Origin of the sequence: Cryobacterium sp. 10C3 (genome assembly GCF_034314285.1) — a bacterium.
Lineage (GTDB): Bacteria > Actinomycetota > Actinomycetes > Actinomycetales > Microbacteriaceae > Cryobacterium > Cryobacterium glucosi.
Genome location: NZ_JAVIWF010000002.1, coordinates 3932682 through 3958293 on the forward strand (window position 1 = coordinate 3932682; position 25612 = coordinate 3958293).

Here is a 25612-nt window from a genome sequence, read left to right on the forward strand (position 1 = left end):
ACTTGCCCATAATCTTCAGGAGTCGTAACCATGGTTGACGTTCGGCGGGTCAAGCTTCCCGGAGTGGGTGTGCTGCACACCTTCATCACCGATGACGGCGGCAAGGTCGGCGTCATCGCCCACCGCTCCGGGCACAGCAGACCTCATCACCTTCGCGGACGACGAGGGCGGTCCAGACGCGAGCAAGGTCTCCCTCCGCCTCAACGAAGACGAGGCGCACACCCTCGCCGAACTCCTCGGCGGCACCCAGATCACCGAGTCGCTCACCGCGCTCGACCAGATCCCCGGTCTCAGCATCGACTGGTTCACGGTCGACTACGAGGATCACATCGCCGGCCAGACCCTCGGCAACCCCGCCGACCGCGGCATCGCCGGCCTCACGGTCGTCGCCGTCGTGCGCGGCGAGTCCGCCAACCCGGCACCGGCCCAGGACTTCCGGGTCTTCCCCGGCGACACCCTCGTCGTCGCAGGATCCCCGGAGAAGGTCGCCAAGGCCTTCACGTTCTTCCGCACCGGTGAACTCAAGGCCAAGACCGTCGACGCGCCCCCGGGGGCTAACCAATGAACCTTGGCACGGACCTGATCACACTCGGCATCCTGCTGGTCGTGGCTTATGTGCTCGGGCGCGCCGCAAAACTGATCGGCCTGCCGTCCATCCCGATCTACATGATCGTCGGCCTGCTCGCGAGCCCGTACACCCACTGGTTCCCGCTCGACTTCCACTCCGCAGACATCGAGCTCATCGCCGTCTTCGGGCTCATCCTGCTCCTGTTCAGCCTCGGCCTCGAGTTCGACCAGGAGGAGTTCTTCAACGACGCCGGGAAACTGCTGCTCTCCGGCGGCTCCTACGTCGTGATCAACATGGGCATCGGGTTCGCCTTCGGGATGATGGTCGGCTGGGGCACCCGGGAGGCCCTCGTCATCGCCGGCATGACCGGCACCTCCTCGAGCGCGATCATCACCAAGCTCCTGATCGAGCTGCGCCGGCTCGCCAACAAGGAGACGCCGATGATCCTCGGCGTGACCGTGGTCGGCGACATCTTCATCGCGGTGTACCTGTCGATCGTCTCGGTCGTGCTGAGCGGCAAGACCGAGAATGCTGGCCGATCGTGCTGCAACTGAGCATCGCGTTCCTCTTCCTCGTCGTGATGTTCTCGCTCGCCCGGTGGGGCGGACGGGTCGTGTCCCGCCTGGTCCGCACCAAGGACGACGAACTCTTCACGATCCTGTTCTTCGGGCTGGCCGTGCTCTTCGCCGGCATCGGCGAGATCATCGGGGTGACGGATGCGATCGGCGCGTTCCTGATCGGTGTCGTCCTCGGCGCGAGCACCTACCGCACCCGGCTCGAACGTGTCGCCGTCCCGTTGCGGGACATCTTCGCCGCGTTCTTCTTCCTCAACTTCGGCCTCGCGCTGCACATCAATGAGTTCGGTTCGGTCATCCTCGTGGTGCTCGCGGCGGTCGTGATGACCTTCGTGCTCAACCTGATCTCGGGGATGCTGCTGGCCCGGTTGCACTCGATGGGAATCTCCGAGGGGCTCAACGCCGCCGCGATCCTGGTGAACCGCGGAGAGTTCACGCTCATCCTCGCGACCCTCTCTGTCGGAGCGGGCCTGAACGGGCTACTCCAGCCGTTCGCGGGACTCTACGTGCTCACCATGGCCATCCTCGGTCCGCTCTTCGCCGCCAATTCCGAGAGGCTCGGCGCCCTGCTGCCCGGACGCCGCCGGAAGCGCGCGGGCGTCCGGCCCGACCGCGACCCGATGCACGCCGAGGAGTTCCGGCTCGTCGACGCGGCGACAGCGGGCGCGCTGAGCGACCAGGACGCGCAGCGCGCCGCCGCCCACCTCGGCGACCAGCCGCTGCCTTCATCACGGCCGGAGCCGCGGAAGCGCACGGACCACGACCGCCGCGCCGACCACGACGAACGGGCGGAACAGGCCGAACGCGGCGAATACGTCAAGCACGTGGTGGATGACGGCATCGACGAACTCGACGGGCCGACACCGCTGCCTGCCTCAGTCCGACCGAACACGGCCCCGCGCCCGAGCGCACGCGTGAACCCAGACCCAGACCCAGATGCCGATGACGAGACGCAGGCGCACGCACCTGCCGACGTGCATGTTCCTGCCGACTCGCACCCCGCCGCCGCCCCGGAATCGGACCGGGATTCCGGCGTCGATTCCGGCCAGGCCGCAGAGGCCGACGCAGACGCCGACCCGATGGCCGACTACGCCAAACGACTTTCGCGCACTCGCGCCCAGAGGGACAAGCCGGCACCCGACGCCGGGACAGGTGACTACCAATGATCCGCATGATGCTCCGCCCCCGCTGGATTCTCGCGCTCCTGCTCGCCCTCGCCGTCGCGGCCGGCTTCGCGGCGCTCGGGCGCTGGCAGCTCGAACGCGCCGTCGCATCCGGTGTGGTCGTCGAGAAGACCACCGAGACCGTGAAACCCCTCGCCGACGTCGTGACTCCCGGAGGCGCCCCGCGTGACGCGGCGACCGGCCAGCTCGTCACCGTCGACGGCAGTTACGTACCCGGCGACGAGCAGCTGATCAGCGACCGGTCCAACGACGGCGCCTCCGGCTACTGGGTCGTGAGCCACTTCATCGTCGGTGCGGCCGGCAGCGGAAGCAGCGCGGGCGCGAGCATCGCCGTCGCCCGCGGCTGGGCTCCGGACGAGGCGACAGCCCGGTCGACGATGGAAGGCCTCGCGTCGGCCCCGGCCAACCAGGTCGTCACCCTGGCCGGCCGGTTCCTCCCGACCGAAGCCCCCGTCGTTCCCGCAGACGACCGTGACCCGCACAGCATGACGACCGTGTCCACCGCGGCCCTGATCAACCTCTGGGCCGGCTTCGACGGCACAGCGGTCTACCCGGGCTACATCGTCGACGGGACCGCGGCATCCGGTCTCACGGGAATCGATTCGCCGGCACCCCTCACGGATGCCTCCCTCAACTGGCTGAACATCTTCTACGCCATCGAGTGGGTCGTCTTCGCCGGCTTCGCCGTGTTCCTCTGGTACCGCCTCGTCCGGGACGCCTGGGAGCGCGAGGAGGAGCTCCGCGAGGAAGCGGCGATATCCGCCGGTTAGAATTGGCGCATGCCACTCGAACCCAAACGCGCTGATATCCCCAGCATCCCGGGGGCGTTGAAGCTCTACCAGACGTCCTCGATCATCACCGGCGTCTTCCTGCTGCTGCTCTGCGCCGAGGTCATCCTCAAGTTCGGCTTCCAGTACGAGCTCGAGCTCGGCGGCCCGTACGGGCTGCTCGTCCCGCGCGACACCGTCACCGCGTTCAATCTGAGCACCGCGATCCTGATCATGCACGGCTGGTTCTACGTGTTGTACCTGTTCGCGGACTTCCGGCTCTGGAGCCTGATGCGCTGGCCGTTCAGCCGGTTCCTGCTGATCGCCCTCGGCGGCGTGATCCCCACCCTGTCCTTCTTCCTCGAGGGCCGCGTCGCCCGCGAGGTCCGCGCCTGGCTTTCCGCCAGGGCACTTTCCGACGCCGAGGGTGCGGAGGCCCGTTCATGACTGCAGTTGCCGACCCGACCGTGGTCGTGACTCCGACGGAGGCGTCCGGCATCGACCGACCCGTGCTCGTGGTGGACTTCGGCGCCCAGTACGCCCAGCTGATCGCGCGCCGCGTGCGCGAGGCATCCGTCTACTCGGAGATCGTCGCACACTCGATCACCGCTGCGGAGGTCGCCGCGAAGAACCCGGTCGGGATCGTGCTGAGCGGAGGACCCTCGAGTGTCTACGCCGAGGGCGCCCCGACCTTCGACCCCGCGATCTTCGACCTCGGTATTCCCGTGCTCGGCATCTGCTACGGCTTCCAGGTGATGGCGACCGCCCTCGGCGGCGAGGTCGCCCACACCGGGCTCAGCGAATACGGGTCGACCCCCGTGACGGTCGCGAGCGGCGACAACGTCCTCCTCGCCGGGCAGCCGAACGAGCAGACCGTGTGGATGAGCCACGGTGACTCCGTCTCCCGCGCCCCTGCCGGCTTCGCGGTGCTCGCCTCGACCGGCTCGACCCCGGTCGCCGCGTTCGCGAACGACGAGCGCCGCCTCTACGGCGTGCAGTGGCACCCCGAGGTCAAGCACACCGAATTCGGCCAGGACGTGCTCGAGAACTTCCTGCACCGCGCCGCCGGGATTCCCGCCGACTGGAACAGCGGCAACGTCATCGCCGAACAGGTCGCGAAGATCCGCGCCCAGGTCGGCACCGGCAAGGTCATCTGCGGGCTCTCCGGCGGCGTCGACTCCGCCGTGGCCGCGGCGCTCGTGCACAAGGCCATCGGCGACCAGCTCGTCTGCGTCTTCGTCGACCACGGCCTGCTCCGCCAGGACGAACGCCGCCAGGTCGAGGAAGACTACGTCAAGGCCACCGGCGTGCGCCTCGTCACCGTGGACGTACGCGAGCAGTTCCTCGCCGCGCTCGAGGGTGTCAGCGACCCGGAGACCAAGCGCAAGATCATCGGCCGCGAATTCATCCGCACCTTCGAGCAGGCCCAGGCCGAACTCATCAGGGAGGCCGCGGAGAAGGACGGCGACCCGATCCGCTTCCTCGTCCAGGGCACCCTGTACCCCGACGTCGTCGAGTCCGGCGGCGGCAGCGGCACCGCGAACATCAAGAGCCACCACAACGTCGGCGGCCTGCCGGAAGACCTGAAGTTCGAGCTCGTCGAACCGCTCCGCACCCTGTTCAAGGACGAGGTGCGTGCGATCGGCGCCGAACTGGGTCTGCCGCCGGAGATCGTGCAGCGCCAGCCGTTCCCCGGTCCAGGCCTGGGCATCCGCATCGTCGGTTCGATCACTTTCGAACGGCTCGAACTGCTGCGGCACGCGGATGCGATCGTGCGCGCCGAGCTGACCGCCGCCGGCCTCGACGGGGTCATCTGGCAGTGCCCGGTCGTGCTGCTCGCGGATGTCCGTTCCGTCGGCGTCCAGGGCGACGGCCGTACGTACGGTCACCCGATCGTGCTGCGCCCGGTCTCCTCTGAGGACGCGATGACGGCCGACTGGACCCGCCTGCCGTACGACCTGCTCGCCCGCATCTCCAACCGCATCACGAACGAAGTGGATGGCGTCAACCGCGTCGTTCTCGACGTCACGTCGAAGCCGCCGGGAACCATCGAGTGGGAGTGAGCGCTCCCCGCTGAGCGACTCCCGCTGCAGCACGAAAGAAGCACCCTCGTCGTCGAGACGAGGGTGCTTCTTTCGTAACCGGGCGAAGGCGGTGCGTTTCCGGTGCGCTCCGGGTGGCGATCACCGGAACGTGACAGCTGTCATGGGGCAGCGGTGACAGGAGGGACTTCCGACGTCGTGGCATCCGCGTGAGGATGAGTGGGAAGCGTCGACGGGAGCCGCTTCGGCTCTCCGTCGTCTCCCGCGGAGGCCTCCTCGCGGCGGCAGCCGGCCGGGCATTACGGTCGGGGCGTCGTCCCCGGACGAAGGTGACGCCCATGGATTCCACGGTTCCGGAAACACGCGGGTTCGATGATGAGCCGCGCTCGCCGGGCGCTGCGCCCCGGAGCGTCCCTGCCGAGGAATCCGCACCGCGGCACCGCATCCACTCCGACGGCGATGAGATCGCCGCGGAGGCCATCGTCCTGTTCCGGAACGCCGCGGCCCGGCCGCGCGTCGAAGCCGTGTACACCGGCGCGGACGGCTGGGTCGATGTGCCGGGACGCGCCGTGTTCACCCGTGCGCTCGCGGATCACTACCGGCAGGCGGGCGTCGCGATGGTCCGGTTGGCCTGGCGGTTCCGCACCCGCACCTTCTCGATGAGCCGGGCGACCGCGCGGCCCGGCGGGCCGGACGGGCAGTGGCGCGTCGAGGCTTCGTCCTCCCGGCACTGACCGCCCGGGCGTTGGTCGGGACTTCTGGGCAGATCTCCACCCCGTTCGGGGGTTTTTCGCTGTCGGTGTTTGCTAGAGTCCATACGCGACCTTCCACTTCACAACTGCCGTGATCGCGGGCAGTCGTCCGACGTCGGGAGGGGGCAGGGATGAGCTTCGACACCACCCAGCCCGCACTTCCCGCACCGGTGAAGGGGCAGGGCTCGCAGATCCGGGTGTTGCTCGTCGAGGATCACGTCCTCCTGCGCACGGCGCTCCAGGCCGTCTTCTCGCTCGAAGCCGACATCGAGGTCGTTGCCGCGATCGGCGACGGCGCCGAGGTCCTCTCGACGGTGCGCCGGACCGCTCCCGATGTCATCGTCCTCGACATCCACCTGCCGACGATCGACGGCCTGGGGCTGTTGCCGCTGATCCAGGCCGCCGACCCGCGGGTGAAGGTGCTGCTGCTCGCGAGCCATCCGCGCCCCGGTGACGTCCGCCGCGCCATCCAGGGCGGCGTGGACGGCTTCCAGCACACGGACCTCGCCTCAGAGCGCCTGATCGCGGTCATCCGGAAGATCCGGGCCGGCGAACGCGTGGTCGACCCGCAGCTCGCGATCAACGCGATGATGCACGGAGAATCACCGCTCACCGCGCGGGAGACCGAGGTCCTTTTCCTCGCGGCGGGGGACGGAGTGCCCCAGAGGTCGCACGCGCCCTGCACCTGAGCCCTGGGGCCGTCCGGAACTACCTCTCGGCGGCATCCGCCAAGCTCGGGGCGAGCAACCGGTCAGAGGCGATCCGCATTGCGACAGACAAGGGCTGGATCTGAGCCGGCCTCCGGCTCTGCGACCCCTGCCTTAACGACGTGAAGTCGGAGATTTTCCTGACGAAAATCTCCGACTTCACAGTGTGTGCGGCGAGGTCCTGCTCTCGCCAGGGTGCGAGCGAGCTAGTTTCGCGAGATCGCGAAGAGGCGGAGCAGCTCGACGTAGAGCCAGACGACAGTCACCATGATGCCGAACGCGCCGGACCAGCCGTACTTGCGGGCGACCCGGTTGTTGACGCCACGCTGTATGAAGTCGAAGTCGAGCACGAGGGAGTACGCGGCCATGAGCACCGCGAGGATTCCGATCGCGACGCCGAGCGGGATGCCGAAGATCTTCACGTTGCTGCTGAGGCCGAACGGGCTGTCGACGGCACCGAAGGCGACGAGGCCGAAGTTGAGCATCGAGAACACGAAGTAGCCGACCATCGCGATCAGGAAGACCTTGGTCGCGCGCTTCGAGGCGCGGATCTTGCCGCTTGCGAACAGCGCGAGGGTCACGCCGACGACCACGAGGGTCGCGAGCACGGCCTGTACGACGACGCCAGGGTAGATGGCCTCGAAGATGTACGAGATACCGCCGACGAAGAGGCCTTCCGCTGCGGCGTACGCGAGGATCAGGCCCGGTGACGGCTCCTTCTTGAAGGCGTTGACCAGGCCGAGCACGAGGCCGGCGATCATGCCGAGGAACGGCAGGAACGGCATCGTGGGAGTGAGCAGCCAGCTGGCCGCTGCTGCGACGAGCAGAAGGGCGAAGCTCAGCGTGGTCTTCACGATGGTGTCTTCGTAGGTCATCCGGCCGGTGTCCTGCGAGCCTGCGGACGGCGCTTCGTAGATGCGCTGCAGGTCAGCTTCGGTCAGGCCGTTCGCTGCCGCGGATCCTTGTGCGGCAAAGGCGGGATTGCGCGAGAATGCGGGGTTTGAGGATGCCATGTTCCTAAGATCTCAATCAGCTCGGGTATTGTCAACGCCGGGGATCCGGCACTACGCCGGTGGGCGTTTCTGAGAGTCTATTCAGCCCTGCTGGGCGTCTGCCTTGTAGATCCTGAGGGGTTGTCCCCGGTGTCGCCTGTTCCGGCCGTTTCGCCGGCCGGCGGCGGATTGAGCCGCGCCCAGCGTCGCCGTGCGAGAGCGCGGGCGACCCACGCCGCGGCGATCACGGTCACCGACCCGGCCACGTCTCCGACCCAGTTCTGCGACGAGTTGTGCAGCGACAGCTTGAGGGCGAAGCTCACGACGACGGGGGCGAGCAGCACGAGGTAGCTGATCCCCGGCCGGTGCCGCACGAACAGCCAGCACGCGAGGAGTACGGCGAACGCGCCGGTGAAATCGGGGCCGGCCAGGAGCGTGAGCGCGGCGATTTCCGCGGGGAGGATCACCAGCAGTCGCCGCCAGAGGGCCCCGGGCAGCGCGAGCCAGCCGAGCAGCTGCACGGCGGGCCCGATGGCGAGGAAGAAGAGACTGTAGGTGCTCGTGAGGTTCGTCGCGGCAACGCCGAGGGCGATGGCAGAGACTCCGAGCGTGAGGCGGGCGCGATACACCGCCGGCGAGTGGCGCCGGGTGTCGGGTTCCCTCCAGAGTGTCATGGCTTCGAGTCTGCCAGCAGCGCGTATGGTCAGGGAATGCAACCGATCGTGATCGGTCACCGCGGGGCGAGCGGTTACCGGCCGGAGCACACCCGCGGCGCCTATGAGCTCGCGGTTGCCCTCGGTGCGGACGCGGTCGAACCCGACGTCGTCGTCACCCGCGACGGCGTGCTCATCGTGCGTCACGAGAACGAGATCTCCGCGACGACGGATGTTGCGGCCCATCCCGAATTCGCCGCTCGCCGCACCCGGAAGGTCATTGACGGCATCCGCATGACGGGCTGGTTCACCGAGGACTTCACTTGGGCCGAGCTGCGCACCCTGCGAGCTCGCGAACGGCTGCCGGCACTCCGCAAGGCCAGCGCGTCCTTCGACGGCCGATTCCCGCTGCTGCGGTTGCGCGACGTGTTCAAGCTCATGGACCGGGTATCCAGCCGGGCGAGGCGCCCGGTCGGCGTCGTCGCCGAGATCAAGCACGCGAGCTATTTCGAGTCGATCGGCCTCCCTGTCGACGAACTCTTCGCCGCCGAGGTGAACACCGCCGGCTGGAACGCCGGCGACGGACGGCTCACGATCGAGAGTTTCGAACGCACCCTGCTCGACCAGGTCTACGCACGCGGCATCTATGGGAAGCGGATCTTCCTGCTCGAGGCGACGGGGAAACCGGCCGACCAGGTGCGCCTGCTCGGCCGCTCGGCCCCCGACTACGCGGACTACCTGACCGACCAGGGCCTCTACGGGCTGAGCGGTCTCGTCGACGGCGTCAGCGTGCCGAAGTCGCTCGTCCTCGAGATCGGGGCGGACGGACACGTCACGGGAGCTTCCGATCTCGTCGACGCCGCCCACGCCGCCAACCTCGAGATCTACTGCTGGACCCTGCGCCCGGAGAACGTGTTCCTTGCGAAGACCTTCCAGCGCGGGCGGTTCCGCGCCGACTTCGGCGACTGGCAGACCGAGTTCCGCACCATCATGGGCACCGGGATCGACGGGGTCTTCGCCGACCACCCCGACCTCGCCGTGGCGGTCCGTGACGAACTCGCCGCAGAGGCCCGCGAAGACCGCTGACCCGGGCGGCCGCCGGTCGACGTGCCTCCGGTCGACGTGCTGCCGGCAACGCCGGCAGGCGGCCGGGTGCCCCTGCCGGTGTCAGGGGCACCGCTTGGACTTGGAGGCGAGATGATGACGCCCTTCGACCCGGACAACACCCCCGCACGCACTTCTTCGGCAACGCCGATAATCCTGGACGGCTACGGCCCCGGCCGCCCCGATGGCGAGCCCGGCCAGCGGCAGAGTCCCCTGCTCGACGGGCTCAACCCGCAGCAGCTCGAAGCCGTCGAGTACCGCGGGCCGTCCCTCCTCATCATCGCGGGTGCGGGCAGTGGCAAGACGAGCGTGCTGACCCGCCGCATCGCGAGCCTGCTCGAGACCCGGGAGGCCTACCCGAGCCAGATCCTCGCGATCACCTTCACGAACAAGGCCGCCGCCGAGATGCGCGAGCGGGTCAAGGTCCTCCTCGGCGAGGGTTCAGAGGGCATGTGGATCTCGACCTTCCACTCCTCCTGCGTCCGCATCCTGCGTCGCGAGGCAGAGAGCGCCGGCCTCTCCTCGAGCTTCAGCATCTACGACTCCGCGGACACCAAGGTCACCCTCAAGCGCATCATCAAGTCGCTCGACGCCGACACGTACGGATTCACGCCCGGCAACGCCGCCGCGAAGATCTCCAAGCTCAAGAACGAGCTCGCCGACGTCGATTCCTACGCCCGCAACGCCAACCTCAGTGACCCGCAGGAGGTCATGTTCATCGAGATCTTCCGCCAGTACACGCAGCGCCTGCGTGCGGCGAACGCCCTCGACTTCGACGACCTGATCGGCGAGACGGTCTACCTGTTCCGCGCCTTCCCCCGCGTCGCCGCAACCTACCGGCGGCGCTTCCGGCATATCCTCGTCGACGAATACCAGGACACCAACCACGCCCAGTACTCGCTCGTACGCGAACTCACGCTACCCGTCACCGCAGAGCTCGCCGACGAACTCGAGGCGACCGGCGTGCACGTGCGCAACCTGCGCGAGCCGACTGGCGGCATCCCCGGTGCCTCCCTCACCGTCGTCGGCGACTCCGACCAGTCCATCTACGCCTTCCGCGGCGCCGACACCCGCAACATCAGCGAATTCGAACGGGACTTCCCCGGCACGAAGGTCATCCTGCTCGAGCAGAACTACCGCTCGACCCAGAACATCCTCTCGGCGGCGAACGCCGTGATCGGCCACAACTTCGACCGCAAAGACAAGAAGCTGTGGAGCGCGGGCGGCGACGGCGAGAAGATCGTCGGCTACACCGCGTACAACGGTCACGACGAGGCCCAGTTCGTCGCGGACGAGATCGAGACGCTGCACGGGGCCGGCATGGCGTACCGGGACATGGCCGTGTTCTACCGCACCAACGCCCAGACCAGGGCGCTCGAGGAGATCTTCGTCCGCGCCGCCGTGCCGTACCGGGTCGTCGGCGGCACCAAATTCTACGAGCGTGCCGAGATCAAGGACGCGCTCGCCTACCTGATCGCGGTCGCCAACCCCGACGACGAGCTCGCCCTGCGGCGCATCCTGAACACCCCCAAGCGCGGCATCGGCCCCGCAACGGAGACCGGGCTCGGCAGCTTCGCCGAGGCCAACCAGATCAGCTTCCGCGAGGCGATGCGCGATTCCGCGTCCCTCGGACTCGGCCAGAAGGTCACCGGCGCGATCCTGCAGCTGGCCGGCGTGCTCGACGAGGCCGCCCTCAAGATCGACCCGGCGTATCCCGGCGGGCCGGTGAACGTCTCCGAGCTGCTGACCTTCGTGCTCGAGGGCAGCGGGCTGCTCACGGTGCTGCGCAACAGCCGCGACCCCCAGGACGAAGCGCGGGCGGAGAACATCGAGGAACTCGTCGCCCAGACGAAGGACTTCAACCGGGAGAACCCCGACGCCGGCCTCGTCGACTTCCTCACCCAGGTCTCGCTCGTCGCGGCAGCGGACGACCTCGACGACGCCTCGGGCACCGTCTCCCTGATGACCCTGCACACCGCGAAGGGCCTCGAGTACGAAGCCGTGTTCCTGACCGGGGTCGAGGAGGGGCTGCTGCCCCACCAGATGTCGGCGAACGAGCCGGGCGGCCCCGCCGAGGAACGCCGCCTGTTCTACGTGGGCATCACCCGGGCCCGGCAGCGCCTCTACCTCTCGCTCGCGATGACCCGCGCCCAGTTCGGCGAGATCAACGTGGCCATGCCGAGCCGTTACCTCCAGGAGATCCCGGCCGCGCTGATCGACTGGAAGCAGTCGCCCGGCATGGCCAACTCCCGGAACGGCACCCAGTCGCGTGCGCTCAATCGCAGGGACGGCTTCGGCGGCGGCTTCAACTCCACCCGCAGCGGTTTCAGCGAGCTGCCGCCCGCCCCGAAACCGAAGACCGAGTGGGCGAACGCCGTCACCCAGGTCCGCGACAACGGCGACCTCGAGCTCGCGGCCGGCGACCGGATCCGGCACTCGAGCTTCGGCGACGGGCGCGTCAACCAGGTCACCGGCGAGGGCACCAAGCGGGTCGCACACGTCCAGTTCGATACGGCGGGCGCAAAGAAGCTCCTGATCAAGATCGCGCCGATCGAGAAGATCTAGTGTCGGAGGGACTCCTCGAACGGGTGCGTTCGCTGCGCGCGCTCGACATCGAAGTGGCCGTGCGAGCGAGCCTCGCGATGGCACTCCCACTGGTGCTCCTCGTGGTCTGGGGGCGCCTCGACTGGACCGCCTACGCGTCCTTCGGTGCGATGACGGCGCTCTACGGCCGCAACGAGCCCTACCGGCTCCGTGCCCGCACCATCAGCATCGGCGGGGGATTCCTGCTCGTGAGCATCACCCTCGCGCTCATCGTGGCCATCGCCGGTGCGAGCCTTCCCCTCCTGACCGCCGGCCTGCTGTTCGTCGTGGCCGCCGGCATCCTGATCGCCGCGACCGCCGGGCTCGTGCCCGGCACCCCGCTGTTCTTCGTGTTCGCGTTCGCGGTCTGCGCCCAGGTGCCGACGCCCGCGGCGGAATTCGGACCGCGGCTGCTCGTGGCGGTGTGCGGTGCGGTCTTCGCCTGGTTGCTGACGATGTCCGGCTGGACGCTCCGGCGGCTCTCGGGGGACCGGTCTGCCGTGCTGTTCAAAGGTCTGCCGCGGCGGCCGCGCCTCTGGCCGCGGGCCGTCACCGATCCGCAGGTCTGGCTGGCGATCCTGCAGAACGTCGTGGGCGTGCTCATCGCCGGCGGTCTGGCGATCGCCGCCGGAATCGGGCACCCCTACTGGGCCGTTGTCGCCGTCGTCGCCGTGCTGCCGCCGCCCCGGGCGGCCCACTCGATCTCCCGGGCCGTGCACCGCGTGGTCGGGACCGCACTGGGCGTGGTCGTGACTGGCCTCGTGCTGTTGCCTGGGCCATCCGTCGCGTGGCTCGTGGTCGTGATCGCGGTCAGCCAGTTCGGCGCCGAGATCCTGGTCGGCAAGCACTACGGCGCCGCGCTGCTCTTCATCACCCCGCTCGCCCTCTCCGTCGTGCACCTCAGTAGTCCCGTTCCGGTGCCCGCCCTGCTCGTCGACCGCATCGTCGAGACCGCACTCGGGGCGGCGGTCGCGATCCTGCTCGTGCTGCTCTTCCGGTTCGGCTCCGGAAAGCGGACCGGCGCAGCAGCATAGGCGGCAGGTGAGGCGGATTTCATAGCCGGCACATAGGCTTCCGAAAGGCTCCCCATCGGAAGCGGCCCGATGCTCGGAACATGAGCCTCGACACCAGACCCCTGCGCCTCCAGCAGCGTCTCCCCGAGACGACGCACACCCGCCGTCAGCCCGCCCCACGCGTCAACCCGAACTACCCGAGACGGATGCGCCTCGCCGACACCCTGCAGGTGCTCTGCATCGTCTCGGTCGCGCTCGCCGTCGCCCTCTTCCTCGGCTCCGGTGGGGCCGCCCGCTTCGGCACCCCCGCGGACGCCCTCACCTCGATCGGCATCGTCACCGGCCTCGTCGGCACCGACCTGCTGCTCGTGATGACACTGCTCGCCGCCCGGCTGCCCGCGATCGACCGCGCCTTCGGCCACGACAGCGCCATGGCGCTGCACCAGTCCCTCGGCAAGCCGGCCCTCTACCTGATCCTCGCCCACGCGGTCTTCCTCATCATCGGGTACGCCCTCTCCAGCGAGGTCAACGTGTTCGCCGAAACGTGGAACATGCTCACCCAGATGCCGGACATGCTCCTGGCCTTCATCGCGCTCGGGCTGCTCGTGTTCGTGGTCGTCACGTCGCTCGTCATCGTGCGCCACAAGCTGCCATACGAGGTCTGGCACATCGTGCACCTGCTCTCGTACGTCGCCGTGCTCGCCGCACTGCCGCACATGCTGACCGCCGGTACGGTCCTCGTCGCCGGCTCGCCGCAGTGGTACTACTGGCTCGCCCTCTACGTCGCCGTGGCCGGATCTATCGTGGTCTACCGGGTGGTGCTCCCGATCGTGCGGTCGCTGCGCTCCCGGCTCGTCGTGGCCGGCGTTGATCGAGAGGCGCCCGGTGTCGTGTCGATCCGTCTCTCCGGCCGCCGGCTTCACCACCTGCAGGCGACAGCAGGCCAGTTCTTCATCTGGCGGTTCTGGACGCCCGGGCAGTGGTGGCAGGTGCACCCGTTCTCGCTCTCCGCCGCGCCGGCCCACAACTCCCTCCGGGTCACGGTGCGCGCCCTCGGCGACGGTTCGACCGACCTCGCCTCGGTGCCGGTCGGGACCCGGGTGAGCTTCGAAGGCCCGTACGGGTTGTTCACCGACCGGGCCAGGACGAGCCCGCGGATCGTGCTCGTCGCCGCAGGCATCGGCGTCGCCCCGATCCGGGCGCTCCTGGAAACGGCGACATTCGCGCCGGGCCAGGCGACCGTGCTGTTGCGCTCGCACTCCGTCGCGGACAGCTACCTCGTCGACGAGATCGCCGAGCTCTGCCGCGTGCGGGGAGCCGAGTTCCGGATCATCGCGGGCAAGCGTGCGCCCGGAGCCCACAGCTGGCTGCCCGGTGACGCCGTCAACGCGCGGATCTCCCTCAGAACCCTCGTCCCGAATCTCAGCGAATCGGACGTCTACATTTGCGGTCCACGGCGGTGGACCGACGAGGTCGTGCGGGATGCCCGCTCGGCCGGTCTACCCACGCAACAGATCCACTTCGAAAGGTTTGACTGGTGAGAAAACGAGCAGCGGCTGCGGCCGCAACAGCGTCCCTGTCCGTACTGGCAATCGGGTGGCTGGTCGGAACACCGGCCGTCGCCTCCCTGCAGAACACCCTGGGCGGATCCGCGACGGATGCGACGGTGTCTGCCGCCGCATCCGCCCCGGCCGTTTCGACCCCCACAGCCACGGACACGGCGCCGGCGGTCGCCACCGCGACTCCGACCGCGACCGCGACGGCTACCCCGGCCGCGGCCGCCCCGGCGGCCGGCGTCACCGGAACCTTCACCGGTTCCGTCGTCGCCACTCGGTTCGGGAACATGCAGGTCTCCGCCACGATCGCGGCCGGCACGATCACCGACGTCACTGCGCTCCAGCTGACCGACAAGGATTCCAAGTCGGTCCAGATCAGCAACCGGGCCGCCCCCGTGCTCAAGGCCGAAGTGTTGAAGGCACAGTCCGCCGCGGTGGCGAATGTGAGCGGCGCGACCTACACGACCCAGGGGTACCTCACCTCGTTGCAGGCGGCGCTCGACGCTGCCGGGTTCTAGCCGAGGGCATCCGTTTCGCCGGGCAGAGGGGAACCTGTGAACTCGTGCAGCGCACATTGGCGACGCACAGGTTCCTCTCAGGTCCTCGATAGAGATTCATTGGATTCGCCGGGGATGCTCACCTTATGAGCCTCGACACGCGCGCACGCCCGCACCAAGCCAGGCCGCGCATCCACCCGAATTACCCGCGGCGGATGCGACTGGCCGACAGCCTGCAAATCCTCGCGGTGGTCTCGGTGGCGCTCGTCGTCGCGGTCTTCCTCGCCGACGGGGGAGCGGCCAGGATCAGCACACCCGCCGACGCCATCACGGCACTCGGAATCGTCACCGGGCTGGTCGGCACCGACCTCCTCCTCGTGATGATGCTGCTCGCCGCGCGGCTGCCCGCGATTGACAGGGCGTTCGGCCACGACAGCGCGATGGCGCTGCACCAGTCGCTCGGCAAGCCGGCGCTCTACCTGATCCTCGCCCACGCCGTGCTGCTCACCATCGGGTATGCGCTCGTGCAGCCCGCCGGGTTCTTCGACGAGGTCTGGATCATGTTCTCGTCGCTCCCGGACATGCCGCTGGCCTTCCTCGGGCTGGGCCTGCTCATCGCCGTCGTGGTCACCTCGCTCGTCATCGTGCGGCACAAGTTCCGCTACGAGGTGTGGCACCTCGTGCACCTGCTGTCCTACGTCGCCGTGCTCGTCGCGATTCCGCACCAGCTCAGCGTCGGCACCCTGTTCCGCGAGGGATCGCTGCAGCGCTACTACTGGCTCGCCCTGTATGCGGGCGTTGCCGGGTCCATCATCCTCTTCCGCTTCATCGTGCCGATCGTGCGATCGCTGAGGGCCCGCCTCACCGTGGTCGGAGTCGACCAGGAGGCCCGTGGGGTCGTCTCGATCCGCCTGTCCGGCCGGCAGCTGCGCAGCCTCAGGGCGAAGTCCGGCCAGTTCTTCATCTGGCGGTTCTGGACCCCCGGGTTGTGGTGGCAGGCGCACCCGTTCTCGCTCTCTGCCGCGCCCACCGGCTCGTCCCTCCGCATCACCGTCCGCGGGCTCGGCGACGCGTCTTCCACGCTCCCGCGCGTGCCCGTCGGCACCCGGGTGAGCTTCGAAGGCCCGTACGGGCTCTTCACCGACTTCGCCCGCACCTCGCCGCGGATCGTCCTGATCGCCGCGGGCATCGGAGTCGCCCCGATCCGCTCGCTTCTCGAGACCGCCACGTTCGCACCCGGGCAGGCGACCGTGCTCCTCCGGTCGAGCACCGTCGACGACACCTACCTCGTCGATGAACTCGCCGCCCTCTGCCGCGCCCGTGGCGCCGAACTGCGCATCATCGCCGGCAAGCGCGCCCCGGGAACCAGCAGCTGGCTCCCCGGCGACGCGGTCCAGGCCCGGATCACCCTCGCAACCCTCGTGCCCAAGCTCCGCGAGGCCGATGTCTACATCTGCGGGCCACGCAAGTGGACGGACGAGGTCGTGCGGGACGCCCGGTCGGCAGGCTTGCCGACCCGGCAGATCCACTTCGAAAGGTTCGACTGGTGAGGGCCCGCGCAGTCAGCCTGGCCACCCTGGCGTCCCTGTCCGTGCTCGCAGTCGGGTGGCAGGTCGGCGCCCAGGCGAACGCCTCGATGCAGGCGCTCTCGGCGCCGCAGGCCGCGCCCGCGACGATCCCGGCTCCGAGCGCCGGCCCGGCAACGCCGACGCCGGCCGCCTCAGCACCGGCAGTGTCCGGTCCGGCGACGACGTCTGCCGGTTCAACGACCACGGTGCCGACAGCGGCGGCGCCCGCTCCGGCCGCGCCTGCCCCTGCGGCGCCTGCCCCGGCGGCCCGACCGACGGGGACCTTCACGGGATCGTCCGTGCAGACCCGGTTCGGCCCCGTCCAGGTCTCCGTCACGATCGCCAACGGCACGATCACCGAGGTCACAGCCCTGCAGCTGACCAACGACGGCGGCCGCTCCGTCGCGATCAGCGCGCAGGCCGCCCCGATCCTCCGCTCCGAGGTGCTCTCCGCCCAGTCCGCGAAGGTCAGCAACGTCAGCGGAGCCACGTACACGACGAGGGGCTACCTCACCTCGCTGCAGGCTGCGCTCGACACGGCCGGGTTCTAGATCGTGCACCCGGCAGGGGCGCCGCTAGCGTTGGCGTCATGGACGCGCAGACCTTCGAGACCATGGGCACCGTCGTGAGCCTCCGCATCGGCAGCACGGCACGCGGCGGCGCCATGCGTGACGGCGGCCTCGGTGACGGCGGGACCCGCGCCGTCACCGAGGCCGCCGCCCCGGACGCGGCCCTCGCCGCCGTCCGCACGGTCTTCACCCGCTGGGACGAGCGTTTCAGCCTGTACCGGCCCGACTCGGAGATCAGCAGGATCGCGCGGGGGGACATCCGTCTCACCCAGGCGAGCGCCGAGCTACGGGACTGCTACGCGATCGCGCTCGACTGGCGCGACCGCACGGACGGCGTATTCACGCCGCACCGCGCCGACGGCGTGCTCGACCTTTCCGGGGTCGTGAAGAGCCTCGCGATCGCGGAGGCGGGGAGGCCCTGCGGGGTCTCGGACTCTCGGAGTGGTCGGTCAATGCGGGCGGCGACCTGCTCGTGAGCGGCGACCAGTCACCGGGCCAGGACTGGGTCGCCGGAATCGTCGACCCGGCAAGCCGGCATGAACTCCTGGCCTCCGTGCCGCTCGTCGCCCCGGTGCGGGCCGTCGCGACCTCGGGAAGTGCCGAGCGCGGCGAGCACATCTGGACCAGCGCGGGCGGCGGACCCTCGCCGTACCGGCAAGTCAGCGTGATCGGTCTCGACATCGTGACCGTCGACGTGCTCGCCACCACGATCATCGCGGGCGGCGAGGCGGCACTGGGCCGCAGCATCGAGACCTTCCCGATCGAGGTCCTCGCGGTCCTGCGGGACGGTTCGCTCGTCGCCACAGCCGGGCTTCGCTCCGGCCAGAGCTGAGCCGCAGGAGGGTTCCCGAGGGTTCCGGACGGTTCCGCACCGATTTCCACCGGTTGTGCACAGGGACGACCCGGCCCTTGTCGGTGGCGGGGCGGGAGCGTACCGTTGCTCGCGCGGGGGCACCCAGCGGGGGACGTCCCTCTTCCGACGAGGAGGCAGCCACAATGAGAATTGACCCGGACGGGCTCTGGCCACGGCGAACGGACTCCGGCAGCGACGGTCTCGACGAAGACCGCGACATCGACGACGTCGAGCTCACCCTCGAGGAGGGCCTGGTCCCGGAAGACGACCCGGACGATGATCTCGACTGGTCGATCGACGCTGACGACCGCGTCGTCGACCAGGACGACGAGGACGAGGACGACCGCGGTGTCGACGAGCACAGCATCATCGACATCGATGATGCCGAGGAGTTCGACGACGTCGACGACTACGAACGGTAGACCGGGACGCACCGGGGACCGCAGAGCCTGAACCCGCCGTCCAGGCCGTGCCCGGCTCGGGCATGGCTGGACGGCGGCGGGCTCGGCGCGTGCCGGCTCAGCTCGGGCGGAGCAGGCGGTGGTCCGGGTCGAGGGTGCCGAGCAGGCTGCCGCAGATCTCGGAGAGTTGGCTGACCTGACCGGGCGTCAGGGAATCGAAGACGACCGAGCGCACCTCCTCGACGTGGCCGGGCGCGCTCGCGACGACCTTGGCCCAGCCGGCCTCGGTCAGCTGGGCGATCGAGGTGCGGCCGTCGCTCGGCGAGGCGCACCGGGTGAGCAGGCCCTGGACTTCGAGCCGGGCGATCACGTGCGACAGGCGGGACAGCGACGAGTTCGTGCGTGCGGCGAGCTCGCTCAGGGCGAGGGAGCGCTCAAAGCTCTCCGAGATCATCGCGAGCACGTAGTACTCGAAGTGGCTCAGCCCGGCATCCCGTTTCAGCTGCGTCTCGAGTCGCCCCGGCAGGAGCATGGTCACGGCCATCAGGCGCAGCCAGGCCTCGCGTTCGTCATCTGTCAGCCAGCGCGGTTCGGTCATGCCGAGAATTCTACCGGTTAACTTGACGGTTCAACTAAAGAGTCGTAGTCTTTAGTTGTTGCTTCAAGTAATTGTGACGGGAATCCCGCCGGAGGCAGCATCCATCTGACACTCTTCCGGAGGAAAAACAACTATGACGAACATCACGATCATCGGCAGCGGCAACATGGCTCGCGGCATCGGCACCCGTGCCGTCGTCGCCGGAAGCGGCCTCCAGATCCTTGATCGCGACCCGGCCAAGGCTGCGTCCCTCGCCGCCGAGCTCGGCGCCCAGGTCACTTCGGGCACTCTCACCAGCCCGCTCACCGGTGACATCGTGGTGCTCGCGCTCCCGTTCGACGCAGCCAAGGAAATCGTCACCACCCTCGGTGCCGCCCTGTCCGGCAAGACCGTGATCGACATCACCAACCCCGTCGACTTCAGCACCTTCGACTCCCTCGTCGTCGCCCCCGGCACCTCCGCCGCCGAAGAACTCGCAGCGCTCGCCGCGCCCGGAGTGACCATCGTCAAGGCATTCAACACGACCTTCGCCGGTGCCCTCGTCGCGGGCACCGCCGCGGGCCTCCCGCTCGACGTGTTCATCGCCTCCGACTCCGACGAGGCGAACGCGACCGTCTCCGCCTTCGTCACCGCCGCCGGCCAGCGTCCGATCGTCGTCGGCCCGCTGCGTCGTGCCCGCGAGCTCGAGGGCTTCCAGTTCCTCGTGATGACCCTGCAGGCCAACCCGGCCTTCGAGGACTTCAACTGGAACACCTCGCTCAAGGTGCTCGTCTAACCGATTGATCCCCGCCACAGCCAGCGCCCGCATCCGCGGAGCGCTGGCTGTGGCGTCTCTTGGCGGGTCGGGGACCTAGGCTGGGCCCGTGACCTCCCGAGACCCGTTGCCGAGGCGCCGGGCTGTCTGGTATCTCGTGGCTGCCGCCGCGGGAGTCACCGCCGGGGCGCTCGCCCGGCTGCTGTTCGCGGTGCTTCCCGCGCCCTGGGACACCCTCGCGAACACGAGCGCGCTCTGGGGCCTCGTGCCGTTCCTCGTCACCGCCGGGTTCCGGGTGCACGGCAGGGCCGCGGCCGGAGTCGGGGCGGTCGGCCTGCTGACGATGGTCTCCGTGTGGGTGCTCCTGGCGCCGCAGCCGGCTCCGCCGCGCATCCTGCTGCTGTGGGGCGCCGTCGGCGTCGCCGCAGGGGCGTTGTGCGGATGGGCCGGCGCGCTGGCCAGCAGCCCCCTCGCGGGGCAGCGGATCGTTGCCGCGGCGATCATCGGAGGGCTCGTCCTCGGCGAGGGCCTGTACGGCATCGTGCTCATCGGCGGCCCGCAGTGGTGGTGCGAGGCCCTTGCCGGAGCCGGGTTCGCCGTCGCCTGGGGCGTGACACTGCCGGAACGGATGCGCGCGCTCGGCGCCGCGGCGCTCGTCGCGGCCGCGCTGTTCGCGGCCTTCCTCGGCTACGACGCGATCGCGGCCGGCTGAGGCTACTGGACCTGCGTCGAGGCCCGACGACGTGCCTGGATCCGGCGCACAAGCACCGCGATGCCGCGCCAGCCGACCAGGAACAGACCGAGCACGATCGCCGTCACGACGATGAAGCTCGGCTGAACGCCCTGGCCGCTCACGACCCGGAGCAGCAAACCGCCCGCGACCGTCCAGAGCCAGACACCGAGCCCGGTGTAGACGATCCGCTGCGGGGCGTGCCAGGCGCGCATGATCAGCCAGCCGATCGTGAGGCCGCCGAGGAACGGCCACCAGGTCGCCAGCACGCCGAGCAGGTCCTCGCCGTGGCTCGCGCGGCCGATCGCCGCGAAGACGAGCACAAGGGCGGCGTCGATGCCCGCCGCGAGCAGAGCGGATGCTGGGAGCGTGCGTGGTGAGGACATGGCACCAGCCTACGGTCAGACCGAGGTGCCGATCAGGCCGCCGATCGCCCAGGTCACGCCGAGGGCGAGCAGGCCTCCGACGAGGACACGCGAGATCGCGCGGCCGCGGGGGCTGCCGCCGAGGTAGGCGCTCAGCCAGCCGGTGACCACGAGGGCGACCGCTACGGCCAGGAACGTGGCAGGCAGCCGCCACGCCGGCGGTGGCAGCAGCACAGCGAGAAGCGGCAGGATCGCACCGACGGTGAACGCGAGCGCGGATGCGAACGCCGCGTGCCACGGGTTCGAGAGTTCCTCGGTGCCGATGTGCAGTTCCACCTCGAGATGCGCGGCGAGGGCGTCGTGCGCGGTGAGCTCGTCGGCGACGCGTCGGGCCGTCTCCACGCTGAGCCCCTTGGCCCGGTACATCTCGGCGAGCTCGGCGAGTTCCTGCTCCGGCAGGTTGGCGAGCTCCCAGCGTTCCTTGGCGATCAGGGTGCGCTCGGTGTCGCGTTGGCTGCTCACCGAGACGTATTCGCCGAGGGCCATCGAGATCGCCCCGGCGAGGAGGCTCGCGACTCCGGCGATCAGGATCGCCGCGGAAGCCGGCGTGGCCGCGGCGACGCCGACGACGAGTGCGGCGACGGAGACGATGCCGTCATTCGCGCCGAGCACACCGGCGCGCAGCCAGTTGAGCCGTTCGGCGTGGCCGGGGGCGTGCGGTTCGATGCCGTGGTCGAGTTCAGTCATGCCGGAAGTCAAGCAGCCCCCGGGCTTTCGCGCTACTCGCGGAGGCGCGGGACCGCCCTGATCCTGTCGTCCCCCTGTCCGCCGTCCCGATCGTCCCCGCCCCGACCGTTCGTGGTGCGTCGATCCCGTACGTCGCATTGCCGCGCCGGGCCGTCGTGCTGGAGGATGGACTCGTGATCCTCGTGGTCGTGCTCACTCTCGCGTCCGCGCTGTCCTATGGCGTTTCGGACTTCTTCGGAACCCTCGGCGCACGGCGGTTCGGAGTGATGCCCGCGACAACCCTGACCTACCTGTGGGCGACGGTCGCGCTCGTCGCGGGCCTGTTGGTCGTGGGCGGGACCTGGTCGGAGGGCGCCGTGTTCTGGGGTGCGGTCTCGGGGGTGGCGGCTGTTGTCGGCTTCGTGCTGTTCTACCAGGCGCTCACCGTGGGTCCCGTGAGCGTGCTCTCCCCGGTGATCGGCCTCCTGGTCGCCGGTGTGCCGGTCGGCGTCGCGACCGTGGGCGGCACGCGGCTCTCTGGTGCGGCCTGGATCGCCGTCGGTCTCGCCCTCGCGAGCGCGGTGCTGGTGTCGACCTCGCGCCGCGACGGGAGCGTGCGGGTGTCCCGGCAGGCCTGGATCGTCGGTATCGGTTCCGGGATCGCGTTCGGCCTGTCCGTCGTCGCGCTCTCCTTCGCCCCCGGATCCGCCGGTCTTGTCCCGGCGTTCGTGGAGATCGCACTCGGTCTCCTGCTCCTCCTGGTGCTCGGGATGTGGCGCCGCAGGTCCGCCGGCCGGCGCCCGTTCTCGCTGGGTCCGCTTCGGTCGGCCGGGCCGCGCTGGATCGCCGGGAGCATGGTCGCCGGCGTGTTGCTCGGCATCGGGGACGCCCTCCTGCTCATCGCCCTGTACTCCGGCAACCTCGCCGTGGTCGGCGTGCTGGTCGCCCTGTATCCGGTTGCGACGATCCTGTTGTCGATCGCGGTCCTCGGGGAACGCCTCACGCTGCCGCAGTCCATCGGCGTCGGCACCGCCCTCGCCTCCTCCGCCCTCTTCGCGCTCGGCTGATCCCCGCATCCGCCCGCCGGGCCGACGACGGCTCCGGCCGAACGCGCCAGTTGCGCCGCTTCGCGCCAGGCATGCCTGGCGGGCACCGGCGCAACGGGCGCGCACGAGGCGGAAGGCCGCGCGGGCGGATGCGCGGCACAGGCTAGCCGGGAGGGGCGGTGCCGGCGAGGTCGGCGAGGGCGTCGTGGTACTGCCGGGTGCGGTAGTACTCTCCGTGGGTGCCGACCGCGCCCGTGTACCCGCTCGTATCGATCTCATCGGCGAACCGGTCGATCGGGTTGCCCGGCGCCCGGTTCGACCAGGCCGGGAAACCGAGCGGATCGGTCGCCCGCCACAGGCTGATCCAGCGCCGCACCGGCAACGCGGCAGCGGGCGAGGCCGCTTCCGGCACGGGCGGCGTCGCCAGCGCGTCGGCCAGCCACGGGTCCGTGCTCCACAGCCGGGGGCGCAGGCAGGGCAGGGTGCCGAGCACGTCCGGCCCGAGGATCTCGGGAAAGAACCGCCCGAAGTACGGCCGCACCTGCACGCCGAAGCTCAACAGCGTGACCCGGTCCCGCCGCGCCGACCAGTCCGGGTGCGCGGCGAGGGAGAAGAGGGCGGCGACCGCGACGACCGCGCCCATGCTGTGTGCTGCGAGCACGACCTCCCGCTGGCGCGGTGGTGTCCCTTCCTCCCTGCCGTCCAGCCACCAGAGCACCCGGCGGCAGACTTCGGGTACGGCCCGTTCGGTGTAGCAGGGAGCCCCGAGCGGATGCCCGGCGCGCGGCAGGAAACAGGCGAGGTCCCAGACGATCGCGAGCGGCCTCGTCGCCCGCCCGGGAGCCGGGGGGATGATGAGCCCGGCGAGGACGAGCACGGCGACGCCCGCCCATCCGGCCATCGACACGTCGAGCCACGCGAGCAGCCCGGGCGGTGCGGTGATGCCGCCGGTCGGGACGGACCCCGGTGCCGTTGCCGCGGCATCCGCCGGCAGCAGTCGGGGCACGACGGCGGTGAGAACCTCGGTCGCGAAGAGGGCGAGGAAGCCGGCCGAGGCGACGATCCCGGTGACCGGTTCGACGAGGTGCAGGCGAGCCGCGAGCGCGCGCTTGCGGTCGCGCACGGGGCGGAGCAGCGTCACGAGTTCGGCCTCGGATCCCGCCGGCATCGGGGTCTCGCCACCGGGGACGCCCGGGCCGTCGGGTCCACCGAAGCCGGGGTCTCCCGCGTGGCCGCCGGCCGCTCCCGCGGCGTCCGTTCCCGTACCGTCGCCGGACCCGGGCGAGAGGTCGTCCGGGCTCCACTCCGCGACGCGGGGGCCGACCCGGCGCGGCCGGATCAGGGCGCAGGCAACGGAGAGCGCCGCGACGGCGAGGAGCGCGAACGCGAGCCCGCCGAACCACGGGTACACGCCCGGCACGGTCAGGAGGGGCGTCGCCGGCGACCCTGCGGCATTCGTCGGCGCACCGAGGAGGGCGCTCGCACCGGCCCCGCCGTTCAGCCAGGTGCCGACCCCGACGGTGAGGAGGCTCGACAGGATGAGCCCGATGGCGAGCGCGAGGGTCAGGAACACGGCGGGCGCGAGGCCGTGCCACGCTTCGAACCGGAGCCGGCCGCGCGGGGCGGGGTAGCGGAACACGGCGCTCGCCACGACGCAGGCGAGCATGCCGCCGAGGAGTGCGAGCAGCGTGATCGAGGAGACCGGGGAGACGGAAGCAACCGCGGCTGCCGTGCCCTGGGCCGATCCGGGGGTCGCCGCCCCGTTGTCCCCAGGGGCGGGCGGGGCGAGCCCGAGGACGAGGAGCGCCGCGAGGTGTGTCACGATGCCGAGCAGCACGAGCGCGGTGTGCCACCGGGCGCCTGGAGTGCGCGCGATGGGCTCGACGGGAAGGGTGCGCGTGCAGACCGCGGTCACGAGGGCGGCCAGGAGCAGGGTCCCCGCGACCAGGAAGACGACGCCCGCCGCCGTTCCGGACGCGCCCGCGCGCACCCCGTCGCCCCCGCCGGCCAGGGCGGCGCAGGAGAGCAGCGAGGTGAGGCTCAGCCCGGCCGCGAGGTGGGCGAGCGAGAGCCGGTGCGTTTCACCGCGCCGATTCCAGAGGTGCGGGGACTCCAGCAGCGGCCGGGGCGTTTCGGCCGGCGTGCCGGGTCGCCCGTCCGCCGGGCGGGCGCCCGGTCGTGCCGCCGTTGGCGGCCGGGCGGCGAGATAGCGGTCGGCGACGTCATACCGCAGCCGCGCGCCGTTCGAGAGCTGCCAGATCCCGAGGATCATCGCGATCGGCGCGAGCGAGAAGACGGCCATCCGCTGCCCGGTCGTCCACGCGGCGAGGCCGCCGAGCGCGCCGGGCAGCCCGGAGCAGACCAGCGCCCCGTCGACGTAGCACTGCCGGGCGAGCAGGTCGATGCCGAGGTTCGCGACCGTCGCGACGAGCAGGAGCGTCAGCAGCACGCCGAACAGGCGGATGACCCCGGCCCGGACGCTGAGGCCGCGCGGCACCGCCTGGGTCGGGAGCCTCCAGCACCAGGCGGCAGCGTTGGCGATCGAGAACGGGAGCAGCAGGGCCCAGCCGATCCGGGCGAGTGCGGCGATGACCGCCCAGACCGGCCCGGCCCCACCGGGGGTGCTGCGCACCAGTCCGCCCCAGGAGTATGCCTCGCGGCGGATCCGGCGAGGGACGTAGCCGCGCTGCTCCGCGGCATCGGCTGCCCGGCGATGACGCCGGAGGGAATCTGGAGTCGGCGTCCAGAAGCTGCCGAGCACATCGCCGGCGGCGAGCTCGACCTCATCCGGCGGCAGGTCGAGCAGGGCGAACGGCGAGGTGTTGTTGATGCCGTGCACCCGCAGTTCGAGAACGTGCGGGGGAGCGGATGTCCTGAACGGTCCGGCCATGCGCGGTCCTTCCGGGCGGCGGGGGTGTGGCTGGCATGGTACTGCCGTCCGGAAGGTTTGGCGAGGCAGGGGCATGTGGGACGCTAGAGTTTGAACTGGTCAGATTGTCTCGACGTCGA

General features: G+C 70.1%; 28 protein-coding genes. 22 read left to right on the forward strand and 6 right to left on the reverse strand.

Going from position 1 to position 25612, the window contains the following annotated elements:
• Positions 1-91: 91 nt before the first annotated feature.
• The 9 genes from RGU41_RS19750 (at position 92) to RGU41_RS21130 (ending at position 6681) form a co-directional block, all read left to right on the forward strand.
• Positions 92-565 (forward strand): cation:proton antiporter regulatory subunit, encoded by a 474-nt coding sequence (locus RGU41_RS19750; RefSeq protein WP_322137171.1) that lies wholly within the window; start codon positions 92-94, stop codon positions 563-565.
• Complete coding sequence (locus RGU41_RS19755) at positions 562-1122, forward strand: cation:proton antiporter (protein ID WP_322137172.1); 561 nt, start codon at positions 562-564, stop codon at positions 1120-1122. The genes RGU41_RS19750 and RGU41_RS19755 overlap by 4 nt, the downstream gene beginning before the upstream one ends.
• Complete coding sequence (locus RGU41_RS19760) at positions 1110-2309, forward strand: cation:proton antiporter (RefSeq protein WP_322137173.1); 1200 nt, start codon at positions 1110-1112, stop codon at positions 2307-2309. Before RGU41_RS19755 ends, RGU41_RS19760 begins: the two co-directional genes overlap by 13 nt.
• A gap of 5 nt (positions 2310-2314) precedes the next feature.
• Positions 2315-3097 (forward strand): SURF1 family cytochrome oxidase biogenesis protein, encoded by a 783-nt coding sequence (locus RGU41_RS19765; protein WP_322137174.1) that lies wholly within the window; start codon positions 2315-2317, stop codon positions 3095-3097.
• A 9-nt stretch (positions 3098-3106) separates the two neighbouring features.
• The gene (locus tag RGU41_RS19770; protein WP_134449946.1) at positions 3107-3541 is read left to right on the forward strand and encodes a DUF3817 domain-containing protein; all 435 of its coding nucleotides are present in this window, start codon (positions 3107-3109) and stop codon (positions 3539-3541) included.
• Complete coding sequence (gene guaA / locus RGU41_RS19775) at positions 3538-5157, forward strand: glutamine-hydrolyzing GMP synthase (RefSeq protein ID WP_134449947.1); 1620 nt, start codon at positions 3538-3540, stop codon at positions 5155-5157. Before RGU41_RS19770 ends, guaA begins: the two co-directional genes overlap by 4 nt.
• A gap of 317 nt (positions 5158-5474) precedes the next feature.
• A complete protein-coding gene (locus RGU41_RS19780; protein WP_322137175.1) occupies positions 5475-5870 on the forward strand; it encodes a hypothetical protein in 396 nt (131 codons plus the stop codon).
• Positions 5871-6019: 149 nt separating this feature from the next.
• The gene (locus RGU41_RS19785) at positions 6020-6577 is read left to right on the forward strand and encodes a response regulator transcription factor (RefSeq protein WP_322137176.1); all 558 of its coding nucleotides are present in this window, start codon (positions 6020-6022) and stop codon (positions 6575-6577) included.
• On the forward strand, positions 6574-6681 hold the full coding sequence (locus RGU41_RS21130) for a hypothetical protein (RefSeq protein ID WP_416173193.1): 108 nt from the start codon (positions 6574-6576) through the stop codon (positions 6679-6681). Before RGU41_RS19785 ends, RGU41_RS21130 begins: the two co-directional genes overlap by 4 nt.
• 120 nt (positions 6682-6801) lie before the next feature.
• Here RGU41_RS21130 and RGU41_RS19790 read toward each other — a convergent pair whose 3' ends face one another.
• Both RGU41_RS19790 and RGU41_RS19795 read right to left on the reverse strand, forming a co-directional pair.
• Entirely contained in the window at positions 6802-7608 is an 807-nt protein-coding gene (locus RGU41_RS19790) for a Bax inhibitor-1/YccA family membrane protein (RefSeq protein ID WP_134449950.1), read from the reverse strand.
• Between the two features lie 77 nt (positions 7609-7685).
• Positions 7686-8261, reverse strand: a complete 576-nt coding sequence (locus RGU41_RS19795) for a hypothetical protein (protein WP_134449951.1) — start codon at positions 8259-8261, stop codon at positions 7686-7688.
• Between the two features lie 36 nt (positions 8262-8297).
• On the opposite strand from RGU41_RS19795, the gene RGU41_RS19800 reads away from it, so the two are divergent.
• From RGU41_RS19800 to RGU41_RS19845, 10 genes are all read left to right on the forward strand, one after another.
• A complete protein-coding gene (locus tag RGU41_RS19800) occupies positions 8298-9326 on the forward strand; it encodes a glycerophosphodiester phosphodiesterase family protein (protein WP_134449952.1) in 1029 nt (342 codons plus the stop codon).
• Positions 9327-9440: 114 nt separating this feature from the next.
• The gene (locus RGU41_RS19805; RefSeq protein ID WP_322137407.1) at positions 9441-11909 is read left to right on the forward strand and encodes an ATP-dependent helicase; all 2469 of its coding nucleotides are present in this window, start codon (positions 9441-9443) and stop codon (positions 11907-11909) included.
• Complete coding sequence (locus tag RGU41_RS19810) at positions 11909-12961, forward strand: FUSC family protein (protein WP_241975339.1); 1053 nt, start codon at positions 11909-11911, stop codon at positions 12959-12961. Before RGU41_RS19805 ends, RGU41_RS19810 begins: the two co-directional genes overlap by 1 nt.
• A gap of 80 nt (positions 12962-13041) precedes the next feature.
• Complete coding sequence (locus RGU41_RS19815; protein WP_322137177.1) at positions 13042-14481, forward strand: ferredoxin reductase family protein; 1440 nt, start codon at positions 13042-13044, stop codon at positions 14479-14481.
• Positions 14478-15014, forward strand: coding sequence for an FMN-binding protein (locus RGU41_RS19820; protein ID WP_322137178.1), 537 nt, complete (start codon positions 14478-14480; stop codon positions 15012-15014). The genes RGU41_RS19815 and RGU41_RS19820 overlap by 4 nt, the downstream gene beginning before the upstream one ends.
• 125 nt (positions 15015-15139) lie before the next feature.
• Positions 15140-16543: a ferric reductase-like transmembrane domain-containing protein gene (locus RGU41_RS19825; protein WP_241975337.1), complete on the forward strand. Its 1404-nt coding sequence runs from the start codon at positions 15140-15142 to the stop codon at positions 16541-16543.
• A complete protein-coding gene (locus RGU41_RS19830; RefSeq protein ID WP_241975336.1) occupies positions 16540-17112 on the forward strand; it encodes an FMN-binding protein in 573 nt (190 codons plus the stop codon). The genes RGU41_RS19825 and RGU41_RS19830 overlap by 4 nt, the downstream gene beginning before the upstream one ends.
• A gap of 38 nt (positions 17113-17150) precedes the next feature.
• On the forward strand, positions 17151-17606 hold the full coding sequence (locus tag RGU41_RS19835) for an FAD:protein FMN transferase (protein ID WP_322137179.1): 456 nt from the start codon (positions 17151-17153) through the stop codon (positions 17604-17606).
• On the forward strand, positions 17603-17962 hold the full coding sequence (locus RGU41_RS19840; RefSeq protein WP_322137180.1) for an FAD:protein FMN transferase: 360 nt from the start codon (positions 17603-17605) through the stop codon (positions 17960-17962). The genes RGU41_RS19835 and RGU41_RS19840 overlap by 4 nt, the downstream gene beginning before the upstream one ends.
• A 164-nt stretch (positions 17963-18126) precedes the next feature.
• Positions 18127-18405: a hypothetical protein gene (locus tag RGU41_RS19845; RefSeq protein ID WP_322137181.1), complete on the forward strand. Its 279-nt coding sequence runs from the start codon at positions 18127-18129 to the stop codon at positions 18403-18405.
• 97 nt (positions 18406-18502) lie between these two features.
• Here the strand turns inward: RGU41_RS19845 and RGU41_RS19850 are convergent, their stop codons facing one another.
• Entirely contained in the window at positions 18503-18982 is a 480-nt protein-coding gene (locus tag RGU41_RS19850; protein ID WP_134449956.1) for a MarR family winged helix-turn-helix transcriptional regulator, read from the reverse strand.
• 133 nt (positions 18983-19115) lie between these two features.
• Between RGU41_RS19850 and RGU41_RS19855 the strand changes: the two genes are divergently transcribed.
• Both RGU41_RS19855 and RGU41_RS19860 read left to right on the forward strand, forming a co-directional pair.
• On the forward strand, positions 19116-19757 hold the full coding sequence (locus RGU41_RS19855) for an NADPH-dependent F420 reductase (protein WP_134449957.1): 642 nt from the start codon (positions 19116-19118) through the stop codon (positions 19755-19757).
• An 88-nt stretch (positions 19758-19845) separates the two neighbouring features.
• Complete coding sequence (locus RGU41_RS19860) at positions 19846-20448, forward strand: DUF6518 family protein (RefSeq protein WP_134449958.1); 603 nt, start codon at positions 19846-19848, stop codon at positions 20446-20448.
• Positions 20449-20450: 2 nt separating this feature from the next.
• Here the strand turns inward: RGU41_RS19860 and RGU41_RS19865 are convergent, their stop codons facing one another.
• Together RGU41_RS19865 and RGU41_RS19870 are read right to left on the reverse strand one after the other, a co-directional pair.
• A complete protein-coding gene (locus RGU41_RS19865) occupies positions 20451-20852 on the reverse strand; it encodes a DUF3054 domain-containing protein (RefSeq protein ID WP_134449959.1) in 402 nt (133 codons plus the stop codon).
• Between the two features lie 15 nt (positions 20853-20867).
• Positions 20868-21578: a VIT family protein gene (locus tag RGU41_RS19870; RefSeq protein WP_322137182.1), complete on the reverse strand. Its 711-nt coding sequence runs from the start codon at positions 21576-21578 to the stop codon at positions 20868-20870.
• Between the two features lie 173 nt (positions 21579-21751).
• On the opposite strand from RGU41_RS19870, the gene RGU41_RS19875 reads away from it, so the two are divergent.
• Positions 21752-22624, forward strand: coding sequence for an EamA family transporter (locus RGU41_RS19875; protein WP_134449961.1), 873 nt, complete (start codon positions 21752-21754; stop codon positions 22622-22624).
• A 142-nt stretch (positions 22625-22766) separates the two neighbouring features.
• On the opposite strand, the gene RGU41_RS19880 is transcribed toward RGU41_RS19875, so the two are convergent.
• Entirely contained in the window at positions 22767-25493 is a 2727-nt protein-coding gene (locus RGU41_RS19880; protein WP_322137183.1) for a hypothetical protein, read from the reverse strand.
• Positions 25494-25612: the final 119 nt, after the last annotated feature.